The 20,833-nt window shown below is 68.7% G+C and carries 21 protein-coding genes; 6 read left to right on the top strand and 15 right to left on the bottom strand.

The window, feature by feature from the left end:
* Window positions 1-164 precede the first annotated feature (164 nt).
* From WKH84_RS04705 to WKH84_RS04685, 5 genes are all read left to right on the top strand, one after another.
* Entirely contained in the window at window positions 165-602 is a 438-nt protein-coding gene (locus WKH84_RS04705; RefSeq protein ID WP_341855796.1) for a PHP domain-containing protein, read from the top strand.
* Window positions 539-4,510, top strand: a complete 3,972-nt coding sequence (locus WKH84_RS04700) for a PHP domain-containing protein (protein ID WP_341855795.1) — start codon at window positions 539-541, stop codon at window positions 4,508-4,510. The genes WKH84_RS04705 and WKH84_RS04700 overlap by 64 nt, the downstream gene beginning before the upstream one ends.
* Before the next feature lie 125 nt (window positions 4,511-4,635).
* A complete protein-coding gene (gene ssb / locus WKH84_RS04695) occupies window positions 4,636-5,115 on the top strand; it encodes a single-stranded DNA-binding protein (protein WP_341855794.1) in 480 nt (159 codons plus the stop codon).
* Between the two features lie 82 nt (window positions 5,116-5,197).
* A complete protein-coding gene (locus tag WKH84_RS04690; RefSeq protein ID WP_341855793.1) occupies window positions 5,198-5,659 on the top strand; it encodes a thrombospondin type 3 repeat-containing protein in 462 nt (153 codons plus the stop codon).
* 153 nt (window positions 5,660-5,812) lie between these two features.
* The gene (locus WKH84_RS04685) at window positions 5,813-6,871 is read left to right on the top strand and encodes an HNH endonuclease (RefSeq protein WP_341855792.1); all 1,059 of its coding nucleotides are present in this window, start codon (window positions 5,813-5,815) and stop codon (window positions 6,869-6,871) included.
* A gap of 91 nt (window positions 6,872-6,962) precedes the next feature.
* Here WKH84_RS04685 and WKH84_RS04680 read toward each other — a convergent pair whose 3' ends face one another.
* Genes WKH84_RS04680 through WKH84_RS04640 form a run of 9 tightly spaced genes read right to left on the bottom strand, consistent with a single transcriptional unit; the run spans window position 6,963 to window position 14,669 of the window.
* Window positions 6,963-7,322, bottom strand: coding sequence for a hypothetical protein (locus WKH84_RS04680; protein WP_341855791.1), 360 nt, complete (start codon window positions 7,320-7,322; stop codon window positions 6,963-6,965).
* A complete protein-coding gene (locus WKH84_RS04675) occupies window positions 7,322-7,939 on the bottom strand; it encodes a hypothetical protein (RefSeq protein ID WP_341855790.1) in 618 nt (205 codons plus the stop codon). The genes WKH84_RS04680 and WKH84_RS04675 overlap by 1 nt, the downstream gene beginning before the upstream one ends.
* A 9-nt stretch (window positions 7,940-7,948) precedes the next feature.
* Window positions 7,949-8,518, bottom strand: coding sequence for a D-alanyl-D-alanine carboxypeptidase family protein (locus WKH84_RS04670; protein ID WP_341855789.1), 570 nt, complete (start codon window positions 8,516-8,518; stop codon window positions 7,949-7,951).
* A complete protein-coding gene (locus tag WKH84_RS04665) occupies window positions 8,515-9,810 on the bottom strand; it encodes a phage tail tip lysozyme (RefSeq protein ID WP_341855788.1) in 1,296 nt (431 codons plus the stop codon). The genes WKH84_RS04670 and WKH84_RS04665 overlap by 4 nt, the downstream gene beginning before the upstream one ends.
* A gap of 50 nt (window positions 9,811-9,860) precedes the next feature.
* On the bottom strand, window positions 9,861-10,106 hold the full coding sequence (locus tag WKH84_RS04660; protein WP_341855787.1) for a hypothetical protein: 246 nt from the start codon (window positions 10,104-10,106) through the stop codon (window positions 9,861-9,863).
* Window positions 10,103-13,540: an FtsK/SpoIIIE domain-containing protein gene (locus WKH84_RS04655; protein WP_341856774.1), complete on the bottom strand. Its 3,438-nt coding sequence runs from the start codon at window positions 13,538-13,540 to the stop codon at window positions 10,103-10,105. Before WKH84_RS04655 ends, WKH84_RS04660 begins: the two co-directional genes overlap by 4 nt.
* Before the next feature lie 26 nt (window positions 13,541-13,566).
* Complete coding sequence (locus WKH84_RS04650) at window positions 13,567-13,968, bottom strand: hypothetical protein (protein ID WP_341855786.1); 402 nt, start codon at window positions 13,966-13,968, stop codon at window positions 13,567-13,569.
* Between the two features lie 9 nt (window positions 13,969-13,977).
* Complete coding sequence (locus WKH84_RS04645; protein ID WP_341855785.1) at window positions 13,978-14,532, bottom strand: nuclease-related domain-containing protein; 555 nt, start codon at window positions 14,530-14,532, stop codon at window positions 13,978-13,980.
* The gene (locus WKH84_RS04640) at window positions 14,529-14,669 is read right to left on the bottom strand and encodes a hypothetical protein (RefSeq protein ID WP_341855784.1); all 141 of its coding nucleotides are present in this window, start codon (window positions 14,667-14,669) and stop codon (window positions 14,529-14,531) included. The genes WKH84_RS04645 and WKH84_RS04640 overlap by 4 nt, the downstream gene beginning before the upstream one ends.
* Before the next feature lie 116 nt (window positions 14,670-14,785).
* Here WKH84_RS04640 and WKH84_RS04635 point away from each other — a divergent pair, with 116 nt between their 5' ends.
* Window positions 14,786-15,892 carry a hypothetical protein gene (locus WKH84_RS04635; protein ID WP_341855783.1) on the top strand — a complete coding sequence of 369 codons (1,107 nt, stop codon included), beginning with the start codon at window positions 14,786-14,788 and terminating at the stop codon, window positions 15,890-15,892.
* Window positions 15,893-15,951: 59 nt separating this feature from the next.
* Here WKH84_RS04635 and WKH84_RS04630 read toward each other — a convergent pair whose 3' ends face one another.
* The 6 genes from WKH84_RS04630 to WKH84_RS04605 form a co-directional block, all read right to left on the bottom strand.
* Window positions 15,952-16,728: a DapH/DapD/GlmU-related protein gene (locus tag WKH84_RS04630; protein ID WP_341855782.1), complete on the bottom strand. Its 777-nt coding sequence runs from the start codon at window positions 16,726-16,728 to the stop codon at window positions 15,952-15,954.
* Between the two features lie 50 nt (window positions 16,729-16,778).
* Window positions 16,779-17,606: a hypothetical protein gene (locus tag WKH84_RS04625; RefSeq protein ID WP_341855781.1), complete on the bottom strand. Its 828-nt coding sequence runs from the start codon at window positions 17,604-17,606 to the stop codon at window positions 16,779-16,781.
* A 161-nt stretch (window positions 17,607-17,767) separates the two neighbouring features.
* Window positions 17,768-18,580, bottom strand: coding sequence for a hypothetical protein (locus WKH84_RS04620; protein ID WP_341855780.1), 813 nt, complete (start codon window positions 18,578-18,580; stop codon window positions 17,768-17,770).
* Window positions 18,574-19,146 carry a hypothetical protein gene (locus WKH84_RS04615; RefSeq protein WP_341855779.1) on the bottom strand — a complete coding sequence of 191 codons (573 nt, stop codon included), beginning with the start codon at window positions 19,144-19,146 and terminating at the stop codon, window positions 18,574-18,576. The genes WKH84_RS04620 and WKH84_RS04615 overlap by 7 nt, the downstream gene beginning before the upstream one ends.
* Window positions 19,147-19,422: a hypothetical protein gene (locus tag WKH84_RS04610; protein WP_341855778.1), complete on the bottom strand. Its 276-nt coding sequence runs from the start codon at window positions 19,420-19,422 to the stop codon at window positions 19,147-19,149.
* Window positions 19,423-19,506: 84 nt separating this feature from the next.
* Window positions 19,507-20,820 (bottom strand): hypothetical protein, encoded by a 1,314-nt coding sequence (locus tag WKH84_RS04605; RefSeq protein ID WP_341855777.1) that lies wholly within the window; start codon window positions 20,818-20,820, stop codon window positions 19,507-19,509.
* Between the last annotated feature and the right edge of the window lie 13 nt (window positions 20,821-20,833).

The raw sequence follows: 20,833 nt of genomic DNA, 5'->3' as shown, positions 1-20,833 counted from the left end.
CGCCCGCCGTCGCCTGTGCACAGATCGCTCGACGAGGAGCCGCTCCACGGACCGCCGAGACCTCGATCGGGAGCAGGCCAATCCGAGGACGCCCCGGTCCCGCGAGACCCACGGCCCGCCCACTGTGCCGGAAGCAGGACACGACGAAGGAAAGGGGACCTGGGGTGAGCACTGCCGGCTTCGTCCACCTCCACACGCACTCGGAGTACAGCGACTTCGACGGTCTGGCCTCCGTGAAGAGGATCGTGCAGGCCGCCTCCGACGACGACCAGGGCGCGGTCGCCATCACCGACCACGGGCGTCTCGCCTCGCTGTGGGCCCTGCGTGCCGCCTGCACCGCCGCCGGTGACGTCAAGCCCATCCCCGGCATGGAGGCGTACATCGTCGTCTCCGGCACCCGCCACAACCCCGGCACTATCGAGGTCGCCGCCGAATCCGACGACCTCGACGCCGGCGGATCCAGCGCCACCGGAACCAAGTCCCGGACCAAGACCAAGAAGTACGAGCACCTCACCCTGCTCGCCGCCACGGCCACCGGGTGCGCAACCTCATCGAGATGTCCAACCGCTCCCAGGCGACCAAGACGGGGAAGTACCCCCTGATCGACTACGAGCTCCTGGCCGAGTACGCCGAGGGCCTGATCGTCCTCACCGGTCGCATCGGCGGCCCCGTCGCCGGTCCGCTCTCGCGCATCACCGGAGGGGACCCCGAACAGGACCACGCCGAGGCCGTGCGCGCCCAGCAGAACCTCGACCGGCTCATCGACGCCGTCGGCCGCGAGAACGTCTACATCGAGCTCGCCGACCACGGACAGACCGCCCAGGACCGCGCCCTGGACGGCCTCTACGCCCTCGCCCAGCGCAACGACCTCCCCGTCGTGGTCGCCAACGACTCCCACTACGTCGCCGAAGAGGACCAGGTCGTCCACGAGGCCCACATCGCCCTCGGCCAGAAGGGCCGCACCGTCAGCTCTCCCGACCGCTACAAGTTCAGCGGCCACGGCCAGTTCTTCCGCACCGAGGCGCAGATGCGAGAGCTGCGACCCGATGACGAGATGTGGCGGCGCGGCTGTGACGAGACCGTGCGCATCGCCGCCCGCGTGCAGGAGGACATCTTCCCCGAGACCCGCCTGCGGGTTCCCCGCTTCCCGATCCCCGCCTGGTTCACCACCGGCCTCGAGGACGGGACCTACAAGCGCTACGCCGTCCCGTCCTCCGCGGCGGACGAGACCGACCCCGTCACGTTCTCCTACTTCATGCACCGCGTGCGCGAAGGGTCCACCTGGCGGTGGGGAGAGAACCTTCCCGACGAGGTCTCCGCTCGCATCAAGTTCGAGCTCTCGATCGTCTGCCGCCTCGGGGTGATGGACTACTTCCTGCTCGTCGATGACCTCGACTCCTGGGCCCGCTCCGACTGGACCGCCGAGGACTGGGTCGCCCACCACGACCAGGACCACGACGATGATCAGCGCCAGCGCAAGGAGCCGATCTTCGTCGGACCCGGCCGAGGCTCCGCCCCCGGATCCGCGATCTCCTACGCCCTCGGCATCGTGAACGTCGACCCCATCGCCAACGGCCTGCTGTTCGAGCGGTTCCTCGACCTCGAGCGCACCGAGATGCCCGACATCGACGTGGACTTCGAGAAGGAGCGCCGCGCCGAGGTCATCCACTACCTCTCCGTGCGCTACGGCCACGACAACGTCTGCCACCTGGGCATGCACGGCACCAACAAGGCCAAGAGGGCTCTCGACAGCGCCGGGCGCTACCTCGAGCTCTCCTCCACCATCGTCGAAGAGGTCAAGAAGCAGCCTGCCCAAGGACGCCGGCAACCTGCGCCTCCTCACGTCCGAGGAACGTCCCGACACCCGGGGGCTCAGCGAGAAGGACGCCGCCTCGATCCGCGAGAAGCACGCACTCGGCGAGTCCCTCCGTCACCACCTCGAGACTGCCGACGACTCGATCCGCGAGATGGTGGAGTACGCCGCTGTCCTCGAGGGAGTCGTCGTCAGCCCCGGGATCCATCCCTGCGGCGTCGTCGTCTCCGACGAGAACCTGACCCCGCTGGTCCCGATGCGACTGGACGGCGGGGTATGGGTGACCGAGTGGGATGGCCCGGACATCGCCGACTTCGGGCCGCTCAAGATGGACGTGCTCGGCCTGCGCACCCTCGACATCGTCAAGGCCGCCCAGAACAACGTCCTCGCCGAGGACGGGGAGATCGACTTCGACCTCATGGACCTGCGTCTGGACGGATCGCGCGCGGACGCCACCTGGGACCTGCTCGGCCGCGGCGACTCCACCGGCGTGTTCCAGCTCGAGTCCGGCGGCATGCGCGACCTGCTCACGACTGCCCGTCCCCGCTCACTCGACGACCTCTCCGCGCTCATCGCCGCCTACCGCCCCGGCCCGATGAGCGCCGGCATGCACACCGAGTGGGCCGAACGCGCCGGCGGCCACACCAGCGTCGCCTACGACTCCCTGAGCACCGACCCCGCCGAGCAGGAGACCATCGGCGCCGTGCTCGGCGAGTCCCAGGGCGTCATCCTGTTCCAGGAGCAGATGATGCGCCTGGGAAAGATCGTCGGGAAGTTCGACGCGCGCGAGCCAACAACCTCCGTCGCGCGATCTCCAAGAAGAAGCAGGCCCTGATCGACTCGCTCAAGCCGGACTTCATCGCCGGCGCGCAGACGGAGGGCGTGGGGGAGGACGGCCAGACCCCGGTCCCCGCGTTCTCTGCCGCGACCGCTGAGCGACTGTGGACCGCCTTCGAAGGGTCCGGCGAGTACGCCTTCAACAAGTCGCACACGACCGCCTACGGGGTGCTGTCGTACCAGACCGCCTACCTCAAGGCGAACCACCCCGCGGAGTTCGGCGCCGCCGTCCTGCGCTTCACCGGATCGGGGAAGGACAAGGCGCACCTGCGGATCGCCACCATCCGGTCCCTGCGCGCCGAAGGCATCGAGGTCAAGGCCCCCGACATCAACGCCTCGGACGAGTTCACCGTCGCCCGGGACGGCAAGGTGTGGATCGGCCTGTCGGAGATCAAGGACGTCGGCAAGATCGCCGCCACGATCGTCCAGGAGCGCACGCGCAACGGTTCCTTCACCTCCATGGCGGACCTCGCCCAGCGCGTCGCCGTCGTCACGATCGACGCCGACGGCGAGGAGAAGCGCAGGGGCGTCACCAGCGCCCAGCTCACCGCCCTCGCCCAGGCCGGTGCGTTCGACGGCTTCGGCGACGGGTTCCGGATGGGGCACGTGATCGCGGCCCGCGCCATCCGCAAGGACCCCGATCTGCGGATCCCCCAGATGGAGTACTCCATCCTCGAGAAGGCGACCCGTCAGCGCGCCACCATCCTCGCGGTCACCGGCACCCACCCCACCAAGCGGCTCTCGCGCCAGATCGCCTCGCTGTACCGCCGCCGCTCCGGCGACGACGCGGCCCCCAAGCCGCCCCTCGGACTGCACAAGCTCCCCGGCACCAACGGCGCACGAGTCCACACCGGCGGGATCGTCTCGGCCTTCACCGAGCGCATGACCCGCCGCGGCTCATGGATGGTGACGATGGAGCTGGAGAACTCCTTCACCTCGATCCAGATGGTCGGGTTCTCCGACGTCCACGCCGAGCTCAAGGAGATCGGCATGCCCACGATCGGAGATCTCGTCGAGATCCGGGGATCGGTCCGGTCGCGCGAGGTCGAGCGTGAGGTCATCGACGAGGTGACAGGGGAGTCGAGCACCCAGACGATCGTCGAGCACTCGATCATCCTCTCCGGCGTGGAGTACATGGATGTCGAGGACCCTGACCGTGACGCTGAGGGTGACCCGGAGCTTCGTGTCGGCGCCCTGCTCGCTGACAGCACCACCCACATCGTGGCCGACGACCAGGACCGAGAAATCCAGAAGGCCAGTGCTGTGGCGGTGCTCGAGCGAGACGACGACGAGGAGGAGTTCGACCCGATGCCGGTCGCGGCACCCGAACGGACGCCGACGCCCGCGCCCGAGCGCACCGCTCCGCGCTCCGCGACGACGGCCAAGAGCGTCTCCACCCGTACCCCGGCCGCGATGGTGCGCCGACCCCGGCCCGCTGGCACGGGAGGCGAGGACGAGACGAGGTCGGACTTCGACGCTGAGCTGTCGGCCGTCGCCACCACGGCGGAGTGGGAGCGTCTGTTCCAGTCGCTGCAGGTCACGACCGGGCACGAGTTCTTCCTCGCCCGTCCTCGTCGCAACCTCGCCACGGGCCATGACGTGGGGACCTTCCTGCGCGTCGAAACGACCGACGGCACCGCGCTGGTGCCCGTCACGGCGCAAAGATCGGCTCAGCGATCTCGCCCAGGCAGGACGCCTGCCGGCCGTGATCTCCACCCCGAAGATGCGAGCGGTCGTCATCGACACGCGGGCGTGGAGGAGCGACTCTTGCTGATGAACGACGCCGTGAACTCCGGCCTCATCGACCCCTCCACCAGCGTGGTCGACGGGGCCGAGCCGTCCGTCCCTCGCGCCGGGTGAACGTCCCGCGAGAGATTCACCCCGCCCACTTCATGGATACGCGGGAGGTTCCCGCCGCGGCCCCCGGGTCGCGACCATGTGACAGAGCAGATACGCGATGTCACGGATACGAAAGAGGAGTTCACATGGCAGGCAACGGCATCAGGGTCACCGTGATCGGGCGACTCACCGCCGACCCCGAACTGCGCAAGACCAAGAGCGGTATCTCCGTCGCGAGCTTCTCCATCGCGTCGAACGAGCGCGGCTTCGACTCCGAGTCCCAGCGCTTCGTCGATGGCGACGCGACCTTCGTGCGGTGCTCCTACTGGCGCGATGGGGGCGAGAACTTCGCGGAGTCCAATGAGAAGGGCAACCGCGTCATCGCCACCGGGTACCTCAGGCAGAACGACTACACGGATCGCGAGGGTGTCGAGCGCACCTCTCTCGAGCTCGTGGTCGAGGAGGCCGGTCCCTCGAACCAGTTCGCGACGACCGAGTACTCCAAGCGCAAGGGCAACGGCAACAAGTCCTCGGCGTCGAAGACCAAGACGAAGGCGAAGGCCGGCGCGTCCACCAAGGCGTCCTCCGGCTCCGACGACGAGTCGGACGACGACTTCGACTTCTGATCCGTCCAGGATCCACCCGGGGCCGCCGACACCTCCACCGAGGCGAGTCGGCGGCCCTCCCACCGTCCAGAGAGGCGAAGCGATGCACGCCAACCGCCGACCCATCCGCATCCAGCGCACCGCCGGCGGGACCATCATGTGGTTCCTGTCCTCGCGCACCAGCGTGGCGGTGATCGTCCTGCTCGTCCTGCTCACCGTCGGGACGCTGCTGGCGCTCACCCGCCCCTGGGAGCGCTTCACCGACCCCCAGGTCGAGGTGGTCTTCGTCCCGGTCCCCGTCCAGGGCCCCATCGACGGCCCTCCGCAGGACACTGACGGGGACGGCGTCGCGGACGCTGATGAGCTCGCCTACGGCACCGACCCTGGGGACCCCCGCTCCGTCCCCGATGCGCCCACACAGGGCGGCGCGGGCCCAAGTGACGTGGGCGGAACGGATGAGGAGAAGATCCGGGACTACCTCCGCGACGCCGGCTACACCGAGGAGCAGGCGGATGGCGTGGTCGAGGGCCTGATCCCACCATCGACTGCCCGGACAGCGCCGTGATCCCGCAGAGTCTCCTCGACGGCTTCGGGGCGGGGATCTCGCTCGTCCTGGAACATCCGTGGTCCCTGGCCCCTCTCGGCGTCCTTATCCTCGCCTTGGTGCTTGCTGGCGGGGCCCGCGGGAGGGGGATCGGACCGACGTGATCCCAAGCGGATGTTCACCGCGGCCGAGCGCGCGCAGGCGTTCACCCGGGCGGGCCTGCGATGCGAGCACAAGCCGCTGCTGTGGTTCCGCTGCACGAACACCCCGACCCAGGGCGACCACATCTACCCATGGTCCCGCGGCGGTCGAACCGCCATGAGCAACCAGCAGGCGCTGTGCGCGTTCCACAACAACCGCAAGTCCGGAGCGGTGCCGTCCCGGGCGTACATCATCCGACTGCGCGCGCCGCCGCCGCCGCTACTTCCCGCCGGAGGAGAACCTTCGCGTGGAGTGGCGGCTCGGCGCCGCACAGTGAGCCACCCCCATGAGCACCTCTACACCGACCTCTCCAGGAGTGCACCGATGAACGGCCAAGTCGCCCCCGAGTTCGCCGAGGACCCGGACTCTCTGCCCGACGAGGACTACAACGCCGACGGCACCTACGACTACCCGCCGGCGCCGCGCTCAGCCGCGCAGGTCCTCGCCTTCTGGTCGAGGATCCCCATCCCCGACATCTCACTGGGCAACTACGAGCGGGTCTACCGCGTGGACGTCGAGCAGGACGTCGCCGAGAAGATGGCGAGGTGGGAGTCGGCGCACCAGCCGCGACCGAGGACGGATGCCAGCTCCGACAACGGCGAGTGGAAGGCTCAGCGCGAGGCGGCCGAGGCTGGGTTCCGCGCCGAACGCCCCGCTGCGGTGCCTCGCCATCTGCTGCGCATCGCACTGCGCCGCACCGGGATGCACCGCGACTCCAGCCAGCCGCCGGAGGACCAGAAACGGGCGGTGCTGAGGTCCCCGATCACGCCGCCCGGAGAGGGTCGCATGCGGGTCGCCGACGTCGTCGACCGCCACGGTCCGCGGCACCTCTCCCAGGTCGATCTCGCTCTCGCGCCCTCTTCCGAGCTCGAGAGGCACAGCCTCGACGACATCGTCGCTCAGATCCGCCAGACCCGGGAGCGGTTGGAGGACGAGCTCATCGCCGTCGCAGGGCAGATCCGCGTCCTCCAAGATATCCAGCCCGCTGCCCCGCAGGATCCGGACTACCGCTCCAGGCGGTTCCGCCGCTGACCGGGTCCGGGCCAGTGCTGCAGCGGCGGCTCCGCACCGCGGGAGCAAACCCCTCCGGGCGATGTGGGATGAGGCCCTATGCTCGCTGGGATCACTCGTCGTTGCCGTTGTCCTCGGAGGGCGGGGTCTCGGCGACGCTCTGGACGGACAGCTCGCCGTCATCGTCGCGAGCGACGGTCGCCGTCAGCGACCAGGAGCCGTTGTTCGTCGCGTCGTAGGGGTCCACCCAGGTCCCGGTGTACTCCAGCGTGATCGGCTTCCCTGGCTCGGTGGAGTACGCCTGCGAGAGGATCTCGACCTTCATCGCGTACCGGCCGCCGCGGGACATCGGCGGGGTCACGTCGGTCGGCTCGGCGAGGTACTGGCTCAGCCGCTCCGAACGCCGCTCATCACTCTCCTCCGGGTCGTAGGTGAGCACCTGGGTGATCGCGCCCTGGCGGGTCTCGGTCATCAGATCCCCCGCTGCTGCGCGGTGAGAGGAGAGGCGAGGTCGGTCGCGGGTCCGGGGGCGTCCTCGTCGCCGGCGAGGTCCGGCCCCCAGTCGAAGGAGTCGACCCGGAACTCGACGTCGTTGTCCGCGTCGGCGCCACCCTCTTCCGGCTCTGCGGGGCGGGAGAGGGTGATGGAGTAGGCCTGCACCTCGGATCCCTGGTAGGTGCCGAAGACGGTGAAGGCGTAGCGCTCATCAGCGTCTCCGAGATCGTGGTCCACCTGCTCGACCCGAGGGTTGCTGATCTGGGACAGCAGCGAGGCATCGGTGCCGTCCAGCGAGGCGAGGAAGGTGGGGTCGGCGAGGTGGTCCACGTTCCCGGGATAGGTGTTGGCGAAGGTGAGGGCGAGCTGTTCGGGGTCGGTGAAGTCGCCGGTCGCCGGTCGCTCCTCGGTGGGCTCGGCGGTCGGTTCCTCCGTGGGTCGCTCAGATCCACCGCCGTCGGATGGCGCTGTCGCCACTGCCGTCTCCTCCTCCTCGGGGACATCGCCTCCACGCCCGAATGCCATGTAGAGGCCGCCGGCGGCCACGACGATGACGAGCAGAGCGGCGAGGGCCCAGCGGATCTTCTTCGACATGAGCAGAAGTCACCCTTCGTAGACGGGGATGTTCCGGTCGCGGTTCAGCCCAGAGGGGATGAACTCGATGTGCCAGAACTCCTGGTCATGAATGTACATGCCGTGCTTCAGCCCGATCTCCCGTAGCTTCTTCCACCGCTCCAGTCCGGCGCCGGATCCTGGGTAGGAGCAGGCGTTCTCCGGGGTCTGGGTGGAGCCGCAGTTGTTGCGGTTGTAGGACGGGGAGAACCCGCTGATGTCGAAGGCCATTCCGAACTCATGGTTGGACCAGCCGGGTCGGGCCGCGTTGCCGGGAGAACGAGCGTAGATCGACTGCTGGCTGGCATGCGAGCGGTAGGAGGAGCTGAAGGTGAGCTCCAAACCGGCGCCCTGGGCTTCGTTGTAGAACGCGAGGAACGCCGGGGCAATGGTGGCATTCATGAGGACGGGGCGGCCGCCGATGTCGGTGACGCCGCTCAGGGCGCACAGGCGGACCGGGACGCCGTTGCCCTCGTAGTAGGCGGTCGTGGTGCCGCCGTCGGTAGTGCCGTCGGGGCAGGAGAGGCTCGAGGACGGCTTGGTCAGGGCAGCAAGGTTCACGCATCCGGCATCGTCGCCATCAGGGCAGGGGGTGACCGCTCCGGCTTCGCCACCCGGTGCAGGGTCGATCGAGGATCCGGAACATCCGGAGTTGCTCGCGGAGTCCACCGAGTCGGCGACGTCCGCCGGTGCGGCGGGGGTGCCTCGGACGGCTCTGCGTCGCCTTCCTGGATCCCGGTGGAGTCGACGACGCCACCGGGGTCGGTGCCTCCGGAGTCCGGCACGGCAGAGCCGGAGTACTGCTCGAAGTACGCTTGAGCGTGGGAGATGCGATCCTCGGTCGAGCCGGACTCTGGGCGCTCGTATCTGGTCTCGAAGGACCGGGATGCTTCCTCGACGGTCGTGGTGCTCGCGAGATGTTCACCGGCTGACTTCTCGTTGGTTTCGAGCTCGCGGATGATGTAGCGCGGCTGGAAGAGCACCATCGTGTCCACGTCGTCCTCGGACATCTCCGAGGGGATCGTGGCGAGGTCCGGAGCCCCGAAGTAGAAGTCGTCCCCGAGCTCGGCGATGACCGCGTCGCGGACAGCGGCGTGACGGTCTGCGGTCCACTGTGCCAGGCCCCACCCCTTGCCCACGGCCGGAGCGGTGGAAGCGTTCTCGGCGGCCCAGGGGTTGAACTGGCTCTCGTGCTTCAGGTTGCCCATCACGCCAGCGGTCTGCTCTTCGGTGTAACCGGCACCGCGGACGTAGTTCCAGACCTGTTCCTCGATGTCCCCGCCGACGACGTCGCTGGGACCGGGTGCACCCCCTGAGGCGTCGGTGCAGGTCTGCGAGGAGGAGGTGGCCTGGCTGGTAGAGGGGAAGACGGCCGTGACCACGGCGGCGGTTGCAAGGGAGAGCAGGGCGATCTGGAGGACCAGCGTGCCCACGCTCAGAGCGGCGATGGCAACGAGGACGTAGCGGAACGCCTTGGTCTGGAAGATGGAGGTGACCACGGATCCGGCGGCACCTGCCACGGGCGCCCCGACTCCCGTGGATGCCAACGCGGCGGCGGTCGCCGCACCTGCTCCGGAGGCGGCGATGTCCTGGGCTCCGCCGATCGCATCGCCGCTGCGTGCCTTCTGCGCCCCGCGGAGCGCGCTGACGGCCATGTCGGATCCGGTGGCCTTCTTGACCCCGGTCTCGAGCCCCTTCTGGGCGAGGTGCTTTCCGGTTCTCGCGGCGGTGTCCATTGCACCGCCGGCGGTGGATGGTCCGAGGTCTCCGGCCCCTGGAGCCTCGAGCGGATCGTCTTCGGGCGCGCCGGAGTAGCCGGTGTCGCCACCGGCGTTCGAGTGCTGTTCGGCCATGCGAGACCTCCTCGCTCACCCCAGTGGGCGGGGGATCTCGAGCGCTGCAATCAGAGGCCTCCGCGAACGATCGGTGGGGGAGTGAAGTCGAAGTCGAAGTCGTCCTCGCCGTCCCCGGTCGCCTCCGGGGCGGGCCGTTCGTGCACGTCCTCACTCTCGGGGTCCGTCGCCTGTTCAGGGGCGAGGGTGGCATCTATGACTCGGGCGCCGCGATCGGAGGCGATCTCCTCGATCAGTTCCCGGTAGGACGCTCCGACCTCCGACTCTGCGTCGAGTCCTTCGAGGTCGGCGATCACCTCGGTGACCGTCTCGCTCTCGAGGCGCCGCTGCGCGTCTCGACGATCTCGAACAGGCTGACCCCGCCGAGCTCCGACAGGGCGATCCCCTCCTCGGACACCTCCGCGCCGGCCTCGCCCGAGTGGGGCTCGTCGTCCTCCGCCGGCTGGTCCTCGTCGGCATCCGGATCGGCCTCTTCCGACAGTCCGTCATCGTCGCCGTCGCTCTCGAGCAGGGACCCGAGGTCGAAGTCGATGCTCAGGTCCAGCTCCTCCACAGCCGGGGCATCATCGACGATCGTCTCCTCGACGACGTCGACGTAGTCCTCGAGCGGACGGACCGCGTAGCGAGGATCGGAGGGAGACAGCGGCACCTGCTGCTCGGGCCTCGGGGCTCCGCGGGCGATGAGTCGCTCCTTGAGGGTGGAGTTCTCCTCGTACCAGACCTGCATGATCGCCGGGTGCGGAGCGGTCAGCGGCTCGAAGAGCCCGCGACCCACTTGCGGCTCGGCGATGGGATCGGCCTCGAGCGGATTGCGGAACGCGCTCATCCTGTCGCCCTGGGTCATGTTTCCTAGGCCCAGGCGAGCCAGGTTGACCTTGAGATCCTCTCCTCCCGGCATCTTGTTCAGGGTGTCCTGCTTGAGCTTCTGCGTGCCCAGGATCAGGTGGATGCCCACGGAGCGCGCCTCCCGGGCGAGCTTCCCGACGATGTTGCCGGTGATCGCGCGCGCGTTGTTCTCGGCCTCGGCCTCCAGCCGAGCATGGTCGGCGGCGGGATCCTCGGACTTGGGGGGCACTGCGGCCTTCCCGATCAGAGACGTGAACTCGTCGACCACCACGACGACGTGCCGCGGCCGAACGTCCTCGGGCGCCTTGTCGATATTGATCGCGCCGTACTCGCCGTTGAGCGCCTTGCGTCGCTCGAGCTCTCCGTACAGAGCCTTCATGGTGGAGGCCGCCTGGAAGACGTCGGCCGCGAAGGGCGCGATGGCCCAGTCCTTCGCGAACAGGAAGTCGTAGCCGCCCTTGGTGGGGTCAATGACGACGGGATGGAACCCGCACAGGATCAGGTGGAACAGCATCGTGCTGATGGCCGCTGACTTGCCCGATCCGGTGCCGCCGAGCACCAGCAGATGAGGATTCTCGAACGGGTCGAAGACGGTCTGCTCACCCAGCGCGTTCACTCCGAAGGCGGTGGGCCGATCGGCGAGCTTGTCGAAGGGGATCCCCACCCGGGTGGGGAGAGGATCGTGCTCGGCCATGAACCCTCGCACCCCGGAGGCGCCCTTCTTGCGCACGTCCAGGAACTCGACGTTGAGGTTCGAGCGGAGCTTCTCGCGGTTGCCCTTGACCTTGGCGAAGTCCACGCCTGCCGGCAGGTCGAAGTCGAGGACCTCCACCTGGTCGTTGGTAGACAGACGGTCGATGCTCGCCAGGGTCGGGACGATCCCGGAGAGGTTGGTGATGTTCGAGTCGACGAACGCCTGGTCGAAGTCGACGCGACGGATCTCGACCTCGGCGCCGCGGCGGAGCTTCGCTCCGGGTCCCGGGTCTCCGAGGTACAGGGTGACCTGGCCGTCCCCGGCATCCTTGATCCGCATCCAGGGGCAGGCGAGCTGGGAGCGCAGGGCGTCGGCCTTTTTGCGGACGTCGACGAGGGTCGTGCCTCCGTGCAGGCGGATCGTGATCTTCCACGCGTGCTTCGAGCTCGTCGGCAGGGTGAGGGACTCGGCGGCGACCAGCTCCGGCTTGGGCGACTTCACGTTCGCGGCGCGGAAGGCGAGGTTGACCTGGTGCGCGAGCACCCATGCCGATGCGCTGGTGGACACCTGCTCCGTGCCCTCGGCGGGGGTCACATCTTGCGGCGTCGTGGGGACTGGCTGTGTGGACCAGCGGACGACGAACAGGTGGGGGTGTCGGGAGCCCTGTCCTTCCTTCTCGCTGGGCCAGCCGACCATCGAGACCATCTGCGCGCCCGCGATCGACGTGCGCATCCCCTTCTCGAAGTCCTTCCCGCGGGGGTCGAGATAGGTCTCCCCGGCGTCCAGACCCGTCTTCGTGGCGAACAGCCGCTCGTGCAGGACCAGCGGCTCGCGGGAGAAGCGCCGCGGGAGCCGCGCGTCTCGGGTGATCTCGAAGCGGGTGGTCGGGGGCTGGAACCCCTGAGGGAGGGTCTGCTCCCAGCGCTGCTCCCACTCGATCTCGGACTGGATGTTGCGGACGCGCTGCGGCTCGAGGCCCGAGGACTCGGCGTAGAGCGCCCCGTCGGAGAGCGGGTCCCCGATGAGCACGAATCCTTCGCGCCGCTCGACGACCGCATCGACCTCGACCTGCTGGTCCTCGATCACGGTCGAGCATTCCGCCGCGATGCTCTGGTGCTCCGACTGGATCGTCTGCCACGGCGGGTCGGGGATCCCCGGCATTGCCCAGGTCGTCTTCCAGATCGCCAGCGGCGAGTCCTCCGGGGTCACCAGGGCGAGGGGCTCGGCTCCCCGCGACCACCGCCATGCCGCGCGCAGCGGTGAGGTGCGCGGAGCGGGAACCGGCTCGTCCAGAGACGCCTCGAGCTGGGCGGTCTTCTCCTCATCGTCCTCGCCGAGCTCCTCGATCTGGGCCTGCACACGCCGCTCCCGCTTCTGCGTGAGGTCGGCGAGACGCGGATCGACCTTGGCCGGCAGGTCGGCGACCTGGGCCGCTTCCACGAGCACCATGCGGTTCACCCCGACCGCGTCCAGCGCCCGGGACATGGCTGTCTCCAGGGCCAGGTCACGGGAGAGGTCATCGAGGTCGGGGTCCAGGAGGTTCGGGAAGGATCCCTCCGGCCACTGCACCACGCGCGCCCTCAGCTGGTGGGCCGTGCCGCGGATGGGGGAGCCGGAGGCGTCGAGGTTGGGGCTGGCGATCACATCGATCCGGGTGGAAGGGTCTCCGTAGGCGGCCGAGAGCGACTCTGCCCGGTCCCGGAGACCAGCGGCCATGAGCTTGGGCGGCGCGTCCATCACGTCGACGATTGCACCGCACGGCGCGATGGTGCGATCCACCAGGCGCGGAGCCCCTTCCTTCTCGCTGAACGCCTCGGAGAATCGTGGTGCCCACTCGGCCTGCGCTGTGCGGAGGGTTCGCCACCGGCCCAGGCATGCCTCGGAGAGGGGGCGTCCGAGGGTTGCCTCCACCGCCAGGACCGCGCCGGCGATCGGCGCCACGGTCAGCCACGGTCGCTCCTCCTGGCCGAGCCACCCCGCGACGAACACCGCGGCCCATGCGCCGAGGACCGCAGCGACGGGGGTGAGGAGGACGAAGGGCCGTGCGGGCGAAGACCACAGCCCGCGCGCGAAGACCGACATGGAGAGGGTGACGGCGGGGCGTTCCTGGATTCGGCGGGATCGCGCCAGCATCGACGTCATCGTGTGATGGGCGAGGAACCCCGAGGAGACCGACGCCCACCAGGGCATGGGCACCTGGGGCGCATCCCAGTCGATCAGCCCGCCGACCAGCCGCAGCGCCTGGGTGGGCGCGCCCCGGACAGCGGCACCGTCGCGACCAGCGCGCCGATCGCGCCGGTGACGAAGTACGACAACCGTGGCGGGATCCCGCACCACAGCGTCTCCCAGCCCCAGGAGTTGCCCATCAGCATGGAGTTGCGGGTGTCCAGCCACGAGCGATGTCGGCGGATCAGCCGCTCCTCCCGCTCGTTGGCGGGGGTCTCTTTGGGTCCGGTGAGCATCGGGGTGGGGTGAGCCCAGGCGACCACCAGGAATCCGGCGAACAGCACCCAGCCGGCGGGCAGGGAGATGGCCGCCGTCGCGACGGTGAGCAAGGCGGTGATCCCCACCAGTGGCACGGTGAGGTTCGGGGAGGGCTTGGCGTACTTCGAGGCCATGGGTCCTCCTCAGCTCGAGCGGAGCAGGGGGAACAGGGCGGCGACGACGTCGGGGTCGGTCGGGGCGTCGGGCACCAGGGAGCGGACACGTCGAGGCAGGGAGGTGGAGCGGATCGAGTCGGCCCCGGGGATGTGGAGGAAGGAGACGTTCACGCCTCCGCTGGAGCGTGAGGACTCCACCGAGACCACCGGCCGACGGACCAGGGCGCGGGGGATGTGCGCGCTGATGCGGCGCTGGATCATCCCCATCGTGCGGCGGTCAGCGTGCTCGACTTTCGTCAGCCATCGGTAGGAGGTGTCGCCGAGAGTCCAGTAGAGGCCCGGCTTCCATCGCTTCGCGTCGATGATCAGCACGACGGTGCCGCCGGTGACGATGTGGTCGATGTTCGCTCGGATCCCTCGAGCCGGAACGTTCAGGTCGTGCCAGACGTCGCGCTGGGACTCCAGAGCGATCCGGTCCAGGACTCGCCCCGTGCTCTCCTCGCCCTCTCTGCCGGCCGCCGCGGCTTCGGTGCCGAGGTCCTCGACGGATCCGCCGGCGACGCCGTAGACGGTGCCGCTCACAGGATCACCCCGATCAGCAGGGAGACGGCGAAGATCGCGAGGACGCCGAAGAGGAGGATCTTCGGCCCGCAACCGCTGAGGGAATCGGCCAGATCGTTGGAGTCCTTCTCGAAGCGAGGTCCTCGGCCCAGTTGCATCGTGTCCACCTTCAGTAGCGAGAGCTGTCGCTACATCCAGTGGGCGGGGGAGAGCTCTACTGGGACGAGCCAATGATCATCGGAGGTCATGCCGACGTTGCTGGCATGATTCCTAGATGGCTGACTACCGAGACCTCGTACGCACGGCTACCGAGGCGATCGACGCATTGAGCTCCGAAATCGCGGCCGACCTCGATGAGGTTGCGGGTGGGATCTCATGGTGGAACGGACATGTCGGATGGCGGGTGTCAGCACAGCTTGGCGAGTACCTCCTCGCATCCTGCACTGGCGTGGCCACGTCCTTGCGCCATGCGTCTCTCGCGGTTGAGGAACACCAGCGGGTCGAGTTCTCGCTCAACCACGATCGTTCGACTCGGGCGCAAGCTTTGTTCGGCCGAGTCACCAGCCGCGACGAGAAAATCGGGGCGTTCACCGCCGCGTCCCCGGGTGAGGAACGACGAGAGGAGCTTCAATCCATTTGGGCTGAGCAGGTTCTCGTGAGTCTCGCGCAGGCACTCGATCGTCTCGCGACCGTGGTCCTCATCGTGTCCGGTGTGCGAGTGGACGTAATCGGCACGGGTTGGGGCGAGCTGATCAAGATCGCGGAGAAGGAGCCGAACAGTGGGCCGACACAGGGCATGAGACAAGGCACCTTCGCGGATTTGGGTACCGAGGGGCGCACACGCCAAGGAGACATCCTCAGGGTCGCCGGTGCGTGGAGGGAGCATGGACCCGAAGACTGGCTTCCTTGGCTGATGAAAGCGAGAAACACAGCGGTACACCGAGCTCCACGCATGAAGATTCACGCGATGACTACCCACAAGGGCCGCCCATCGGGAGTGATCAGCCCCCTCTACGCACAGCCCGAGTGGGTGGACACCGAGGTGGTTGTCAAGGGGGCAAGAGGCGGCTTCGCATCGATGTTCCTGCGCCCGGCGCCGCAGTCCGTGTTCGATGGACTGCTCGAATCAGTCACATTCCTCGCCACTGCAGTAGCCGCCGCATCCCGTTCACTGTGGATCGAACGCCGTGACGAGCCCGACTTGATCATTCAGCACGGCGGTACTTGGCGGCCCCTGGACAAGGCATCTGTACTCCGCTTCCCCGGTTACGGCGAGGAGGCACCGATCGTCCTGAAGGAGATCGCGTTGCACCCGTCGACGGTGCGGAGGATGCGTCTTTGCGCGGCTTATGGACGACCAGATCGGCGAGTGGGGATCTAGGACCTCGGACGGCTGAGTACTCCGTGTGACTCAGTTGGGCCTCTGGCGTAGAGGGAAGGTCAGCTCACGTGCCCGAACCGTTTGCGCGACCATCCGCCCTGGGATCCGAACGCGAGCTCCTCACGTGATGCGGTGAGGCCATCGAACGTCTGGTCGCCGCGGCGCACCTCGCCGGGAGCGACGTCGGAGGTGATATGGCCCCAGACCACGGCGTCGTCCCCGATCTTCACGCCGTCCTCGATCTGCGCGCCCGCACCGATCACGACGCGATCACCGGCCTGGACGTCACGACCGACGCTCGCGCCGCCGACGACGCAGCTGCGAGATCCGATCGTGCTGCGCTCACCGATGCCGCTGTTCGCCCCGACCATGGAGTCCTCGCCGACGGCCGCGTCCTTCCACACGGATGAGCGGAAGTCGACGCAGCCTGCGCGCCCGATCCGTGCCCCCGCGCCCACGGTGGAATCGGTGGAGAGTTGAGCCTCGTCCCCGATATGGGCGTCCACCGCCACCAGGCTGTTGCGACCGATGTCGACGTTCTGTCCAACCGAGGCACCGCTCTCGATGGTCACGCTCGTCCCGATCGTCGTCCCGGAGCCGATCTCTGCACTGCGGTCGACGAACGGCGTGCGCCTGGGCAGCGGAGAGGTCCCCACCGTGATGCCGCGGTCCTCGAGCGCTGTGAGCTCCTCGGCCGAGTAGTAGTCCTTCGCGGGGAACGGGTGCTCCTTGCCGGAGGTGGCGGGCACGGTCACGTCCGCCTCGCCTCGGTGGGTGGAACCGAACTGGCCGCCGTTGCCCTGCTCGCCGGTGTCCTTCTTGCGCTTGATGGTCATGATGTCCTCTCCGCGGGTCTTCACCCGGGGAAGTGGGCGGGGCGCAGGGCTCAGGGGTCGCTGCGGTTCTCCTCGTCGCGTCGCGAATCGGAGCCCCGGGAGGAGAGGCTGTCGAGCCCGGCGATGCCTGTGCCGAGCAAGATGGCCTGCACCATCCACTCTGGGAGGTGCGCCCAGTCGGGCCAGACCTCTTCCACCGACTGCTCAACACCAGGTGGCGGCTCGTGCAGGATCTCTGGTGCATGATTCTGGGCGAAGGCGATCACGCAGAGCGCGAAGATGAGGTTGCGGACCCCTCGCCGCGACACCTCGCGTGGGATGAACGCACTCTGGAGTGTGCCGCTGAGGTCGTCGATGTACAGGGCGAACTCGAGGTCAGGTTGCAGCTCGATGTCCGGCAGATCGGTGAACTCGATCTCCTCGTCCGGGGCGTCGATGTCGAGCTCGTACTGCGTCGAGATCTCGCGCAGGATCGAGCGGACCGTGTCGTCGAGCCCGGGGAGAGGCACCCCGGTGAGTCCGGGGAAGAGGTCGTGGGGAGGGACCCACCTGGTGCCCATGCTTTTCGTGAGCGCGGTGAGGACTGCGGTGGACGGGCGAAGGAAGTCCATCGAGGGAAGCGTCGGGGTGATCGCCGATGCGTGGTTCAGCTGAGGAGGCAGCGAGCTTCGCGCCGATGTCGAGCCGGGTGTAGAGCGGCGAAAGAGATCCCGGTGGAAGGACTTCGCCAGTGTGGTCGCAGAACACGCCGCCGCCTGAGTCGTCCAGCTGGGACTGATGGCGTCGCGGAGGCCGTTCGCCCACACCGGGTTCGTGGCCCACGGCTTGGCGATGTCTCGGTACATGGTCCGCGCGTAGGTGCTAGCGAGGTTGCTCACCGTCGCGGTGGCCTTGTCGAGTACCGGGTTCCGAGCGGTCGCGCGCGCGCGGCGTCCCATCCCGGCGTGGAGAGGTTGGGGATGCGGTATCCGTCGAGCGCGCTCATGAGCCGATTCTCGTCGAGGGAGGGGTCGGCCGAGGTGCGCCGTGCCGATCACGGTCAGAGCTGCACGAGGTGTCTCCACTTCCGGCCTGCGACGGACTGCGTGAACCCGGGACCCGTCATCCGGTCCGGCACGAGCGGATCGACCAGCGAGGGGATCTCCTCGGCGCCGACGGCAGAGACCAGGTAGCGGTCGGTGCGAGGAACGGATCCGGCACGTAGCCAGTACGGGGTGCCGGCGAGCAGGCGGGAGTTCGTCGCGATCATCTCGCCGGTCGCCGGATCGCCCTCGCGGTAGGGCATCTCCTCCTCATCCAGCAGACGCACCGTCCTCCACCCCTCCTGCCCATCGCTGGTGCCGCGGGCGAGGAAGGACCCCGACAGTTCCAGGAAGTCCTCGGTCACCTCGTGCGGCGCGGGGAACCATGACTGCCAGCCCACCATCCCCATCCGTGAGGCGGTCCGGTTCAGCGCCGTGCCGGGGTAGTCGCGCACCGCGTTGCGGATCGCCGCCTGAATCTCCGCGTGCGTCTGGTTCTTCGCGGCCGCACTGGTCGCCTGTGACGGGGTGGACACGTCCATGAACAGCACCACCAGCGGAAGTTCGTAGCTGGGGTGGCGCTGCAGGATCTGCGCCCACTTGGCGACCTTGCGGCGGAACGCCTCGCCGACCGTCGCCGTGGTCTCGAGCGCGATCACCAGCCCGTCGCGGCGCACGATCGCTGCGTCCGCCTTCCGGCCGAGGTCGGTCTGGTGGGCGTGCAGTCCGGCGGCGGCGAGGAGGGTCGGCGGCGCGGTCTGTTTCTCGCCGAGCACCGTGGCGACGTCGCAGAACTCGGCCACGCGCAGGGCGAGCTCGGTGGTCAGCACGTTGTGGCGGTCGAAGCGATGCTCGCTGTTCCAGGGCTGTCCGCCGGTGATCGCGATGTGCTCGGCGAACGTGAGGGACTTGCGCGCGTGGCGTAGGCGTCGAGCTGGTCGCCGACGGTCCACATGCTCATCCGGTGACTGGCCGGGGCCAGACGATTCGTACCCGCCGAGACGTAGCCGTGGGCGAGCAGACCGACCGAGAACGGCGCCGCGAGCGCAGCGGGGTAGGGGTTCGCCATCACCTTCGAGCCGGTGATGCACGCGAGCCGCTCGCGGGTGACGGTGCGCCAGCTGGCGACGGCGCCGAGCGTGCCGAGGATCGAAGGGCGGTGGCGATCAGTGCGCAGCTGCGCGAAGGCCTCCGAGGTCGGCATCGTGAAGTGCGCAGGGATCCCGGACCACCGCTTCTGCTCGGGATTCGCGCGGCGATGCTGGGAGGCGCTGACCCATCCGTCAGAGGTGCCGGTGGAGAACATCGACTGCCAGTACGGGTCGGCGCGGCGCGCGGCACGGTGGGCGTCGTCGTCGATCCGGCCCGGCAGGGAGTCGAACGTCCAGGTGCGCACTCAGCTCACCTCGGGCGGGTACAGGACCGAGCGGAAGTTCTCACGGTCCTCCTCGAACGGATGCACCTTCGCGGTGAACACGTTCAGGCGCCGCTGGTCCAGGACGGTGCGCACGAGCAGGCTGTAGAGGGGCAGGTCCATCACCTCCTTGGTGTGCACCACCTCGAAGCCGTCGCTCGCCCCGCCGGTGAGGTCGCGGGCGATCTGCTCGGCCACCGAGGCGTTCTCCTGGGCGTAGGAGGCGACCGTCGAGAGGGAGAGCATCGTGCGGCGCACAGCCTCGGGCAGTCTGCTCCGGTTCCTGCGTCGCGAAGATCGGGATCACGCCGAAGGCACGCCCCTGCATGCGGGTCCACTCGATCACCTCGGGGGAATTGCCGGCGATACGGGCGAGCTCGTCAGACATGATCGCGACGTACTGCCCATCGTCCTCCCATCCGGCGCACACGTCCTGGATCGCCTCGCGCGCGCGTACATCGTCATGGAGCTGATGGCGGTGCCGACCGACTGCGACAGGCGGAGGTTCTCGGCGCTGGCGCCGGTGAGGGTCGAGGTCGCTCCGGCGTTGATGACGATGCGCAGATGTCGGCGCAGGATCTCCTCGAGCGAGACGACACGGCCGTCGGTGCGCCACCAGTGCGGGGCGAGCATGAGCACCTCGACCTTCGAGGAGGGCGCCTTCTGGAGGGCCGCGCGACCAGTCGCCTTCACGGTGGGGCCGTACAGCTCGGTCAGCCCACTCACCGCGATCTCGAGGCTGCGCTGATCGCCGTCGACGCGCCCGGCCTTCACGTCGGCAAGGCGGCGCCGGATGACCTCGGCCAGGTGTACTCCGAACTCATCGCCGTAGGCGCCCAGCAGTGCATGGGCGATGGAGACGGGAGTGGGCGCCGGCGCCGGCGAAGGGGCGTCGGGGTGCGTGGACAGGGCATCGGTCAGGGTGTCGGTAGGGACGCCGAGGGCAGTGGTGAACACGCCGCGGAGCGTCTTGGCCGACGCCGCACCGATGGAGTCTCCGCCCCAGTGGTAGATCATCTTGTCGACGAACTTCGCGGCGCTGTCGGTGATGCTGTCTCCGCCGCCCATCAGGTCGATGCGGGCGCCCGAGGGGTCGGCCAGGTCGAACACATGGACCTTCTTCTTGCCGAGCATCTGCGCCCATCGCTGGTACTCGGCGGCATCCTTCCCGGACTTCGACTCGAACGCGACGATGGCTCCTCGACTGCCGAGCAGCGAACGCGCCTGCTCCGGCGACTCCGCCTCGTCGTGGGGCGCTGGCCGCTGGTCGGCGAGGAGGAACGCGAACAGGCCGCGGAGGAGAGTGGACTTCCCGGAACGGGGCTTGCCGAAGACGGCGATCCCAGCCCACAGGTCGCGTGCGGACAGACGCACCATCCGGCCCGCGGCGTCCAGCCCGATGACAGGACCGATGCGCCGCAGGAGAGGCGGGGGTGCGCTGCGGTCCCCGGTGACGGAGGTGCCCGATGCCGCGCCCGATGCCGGGGCGATCGCGCCGACCGGGAGCGGCGCGCCGAGCTTGAAGGACCCGCGGTTCAGCGGGTAGTCGCCAGGTCCCTTCTTCGTGCGGTTGCCGGTGCCGGGCAGGAAGTCCTCGGCGGACTCGGCACGGCCCTGATCGTTGCCCTGCGTCGGAGGTCGGGTGCGCGCGCCCATCGGCGCCGAGGCG

It is taken from the genome of Brachybacterium sp. GPGPB12 (assembly GCF_038396325.1).
GTDB classification, from domain to species: Bacteria; Actinomycetota; Actinomycetes; order Actinomycetales; family Dermabacteraceae; genus Brachybacterium; species Brachybacterium conglomeratum.
The sequence above is the reverse complement of the archived record's forward strand: the minus strand, read 5'-3'. Positions and strand labels throughout refer to the sequence as shown.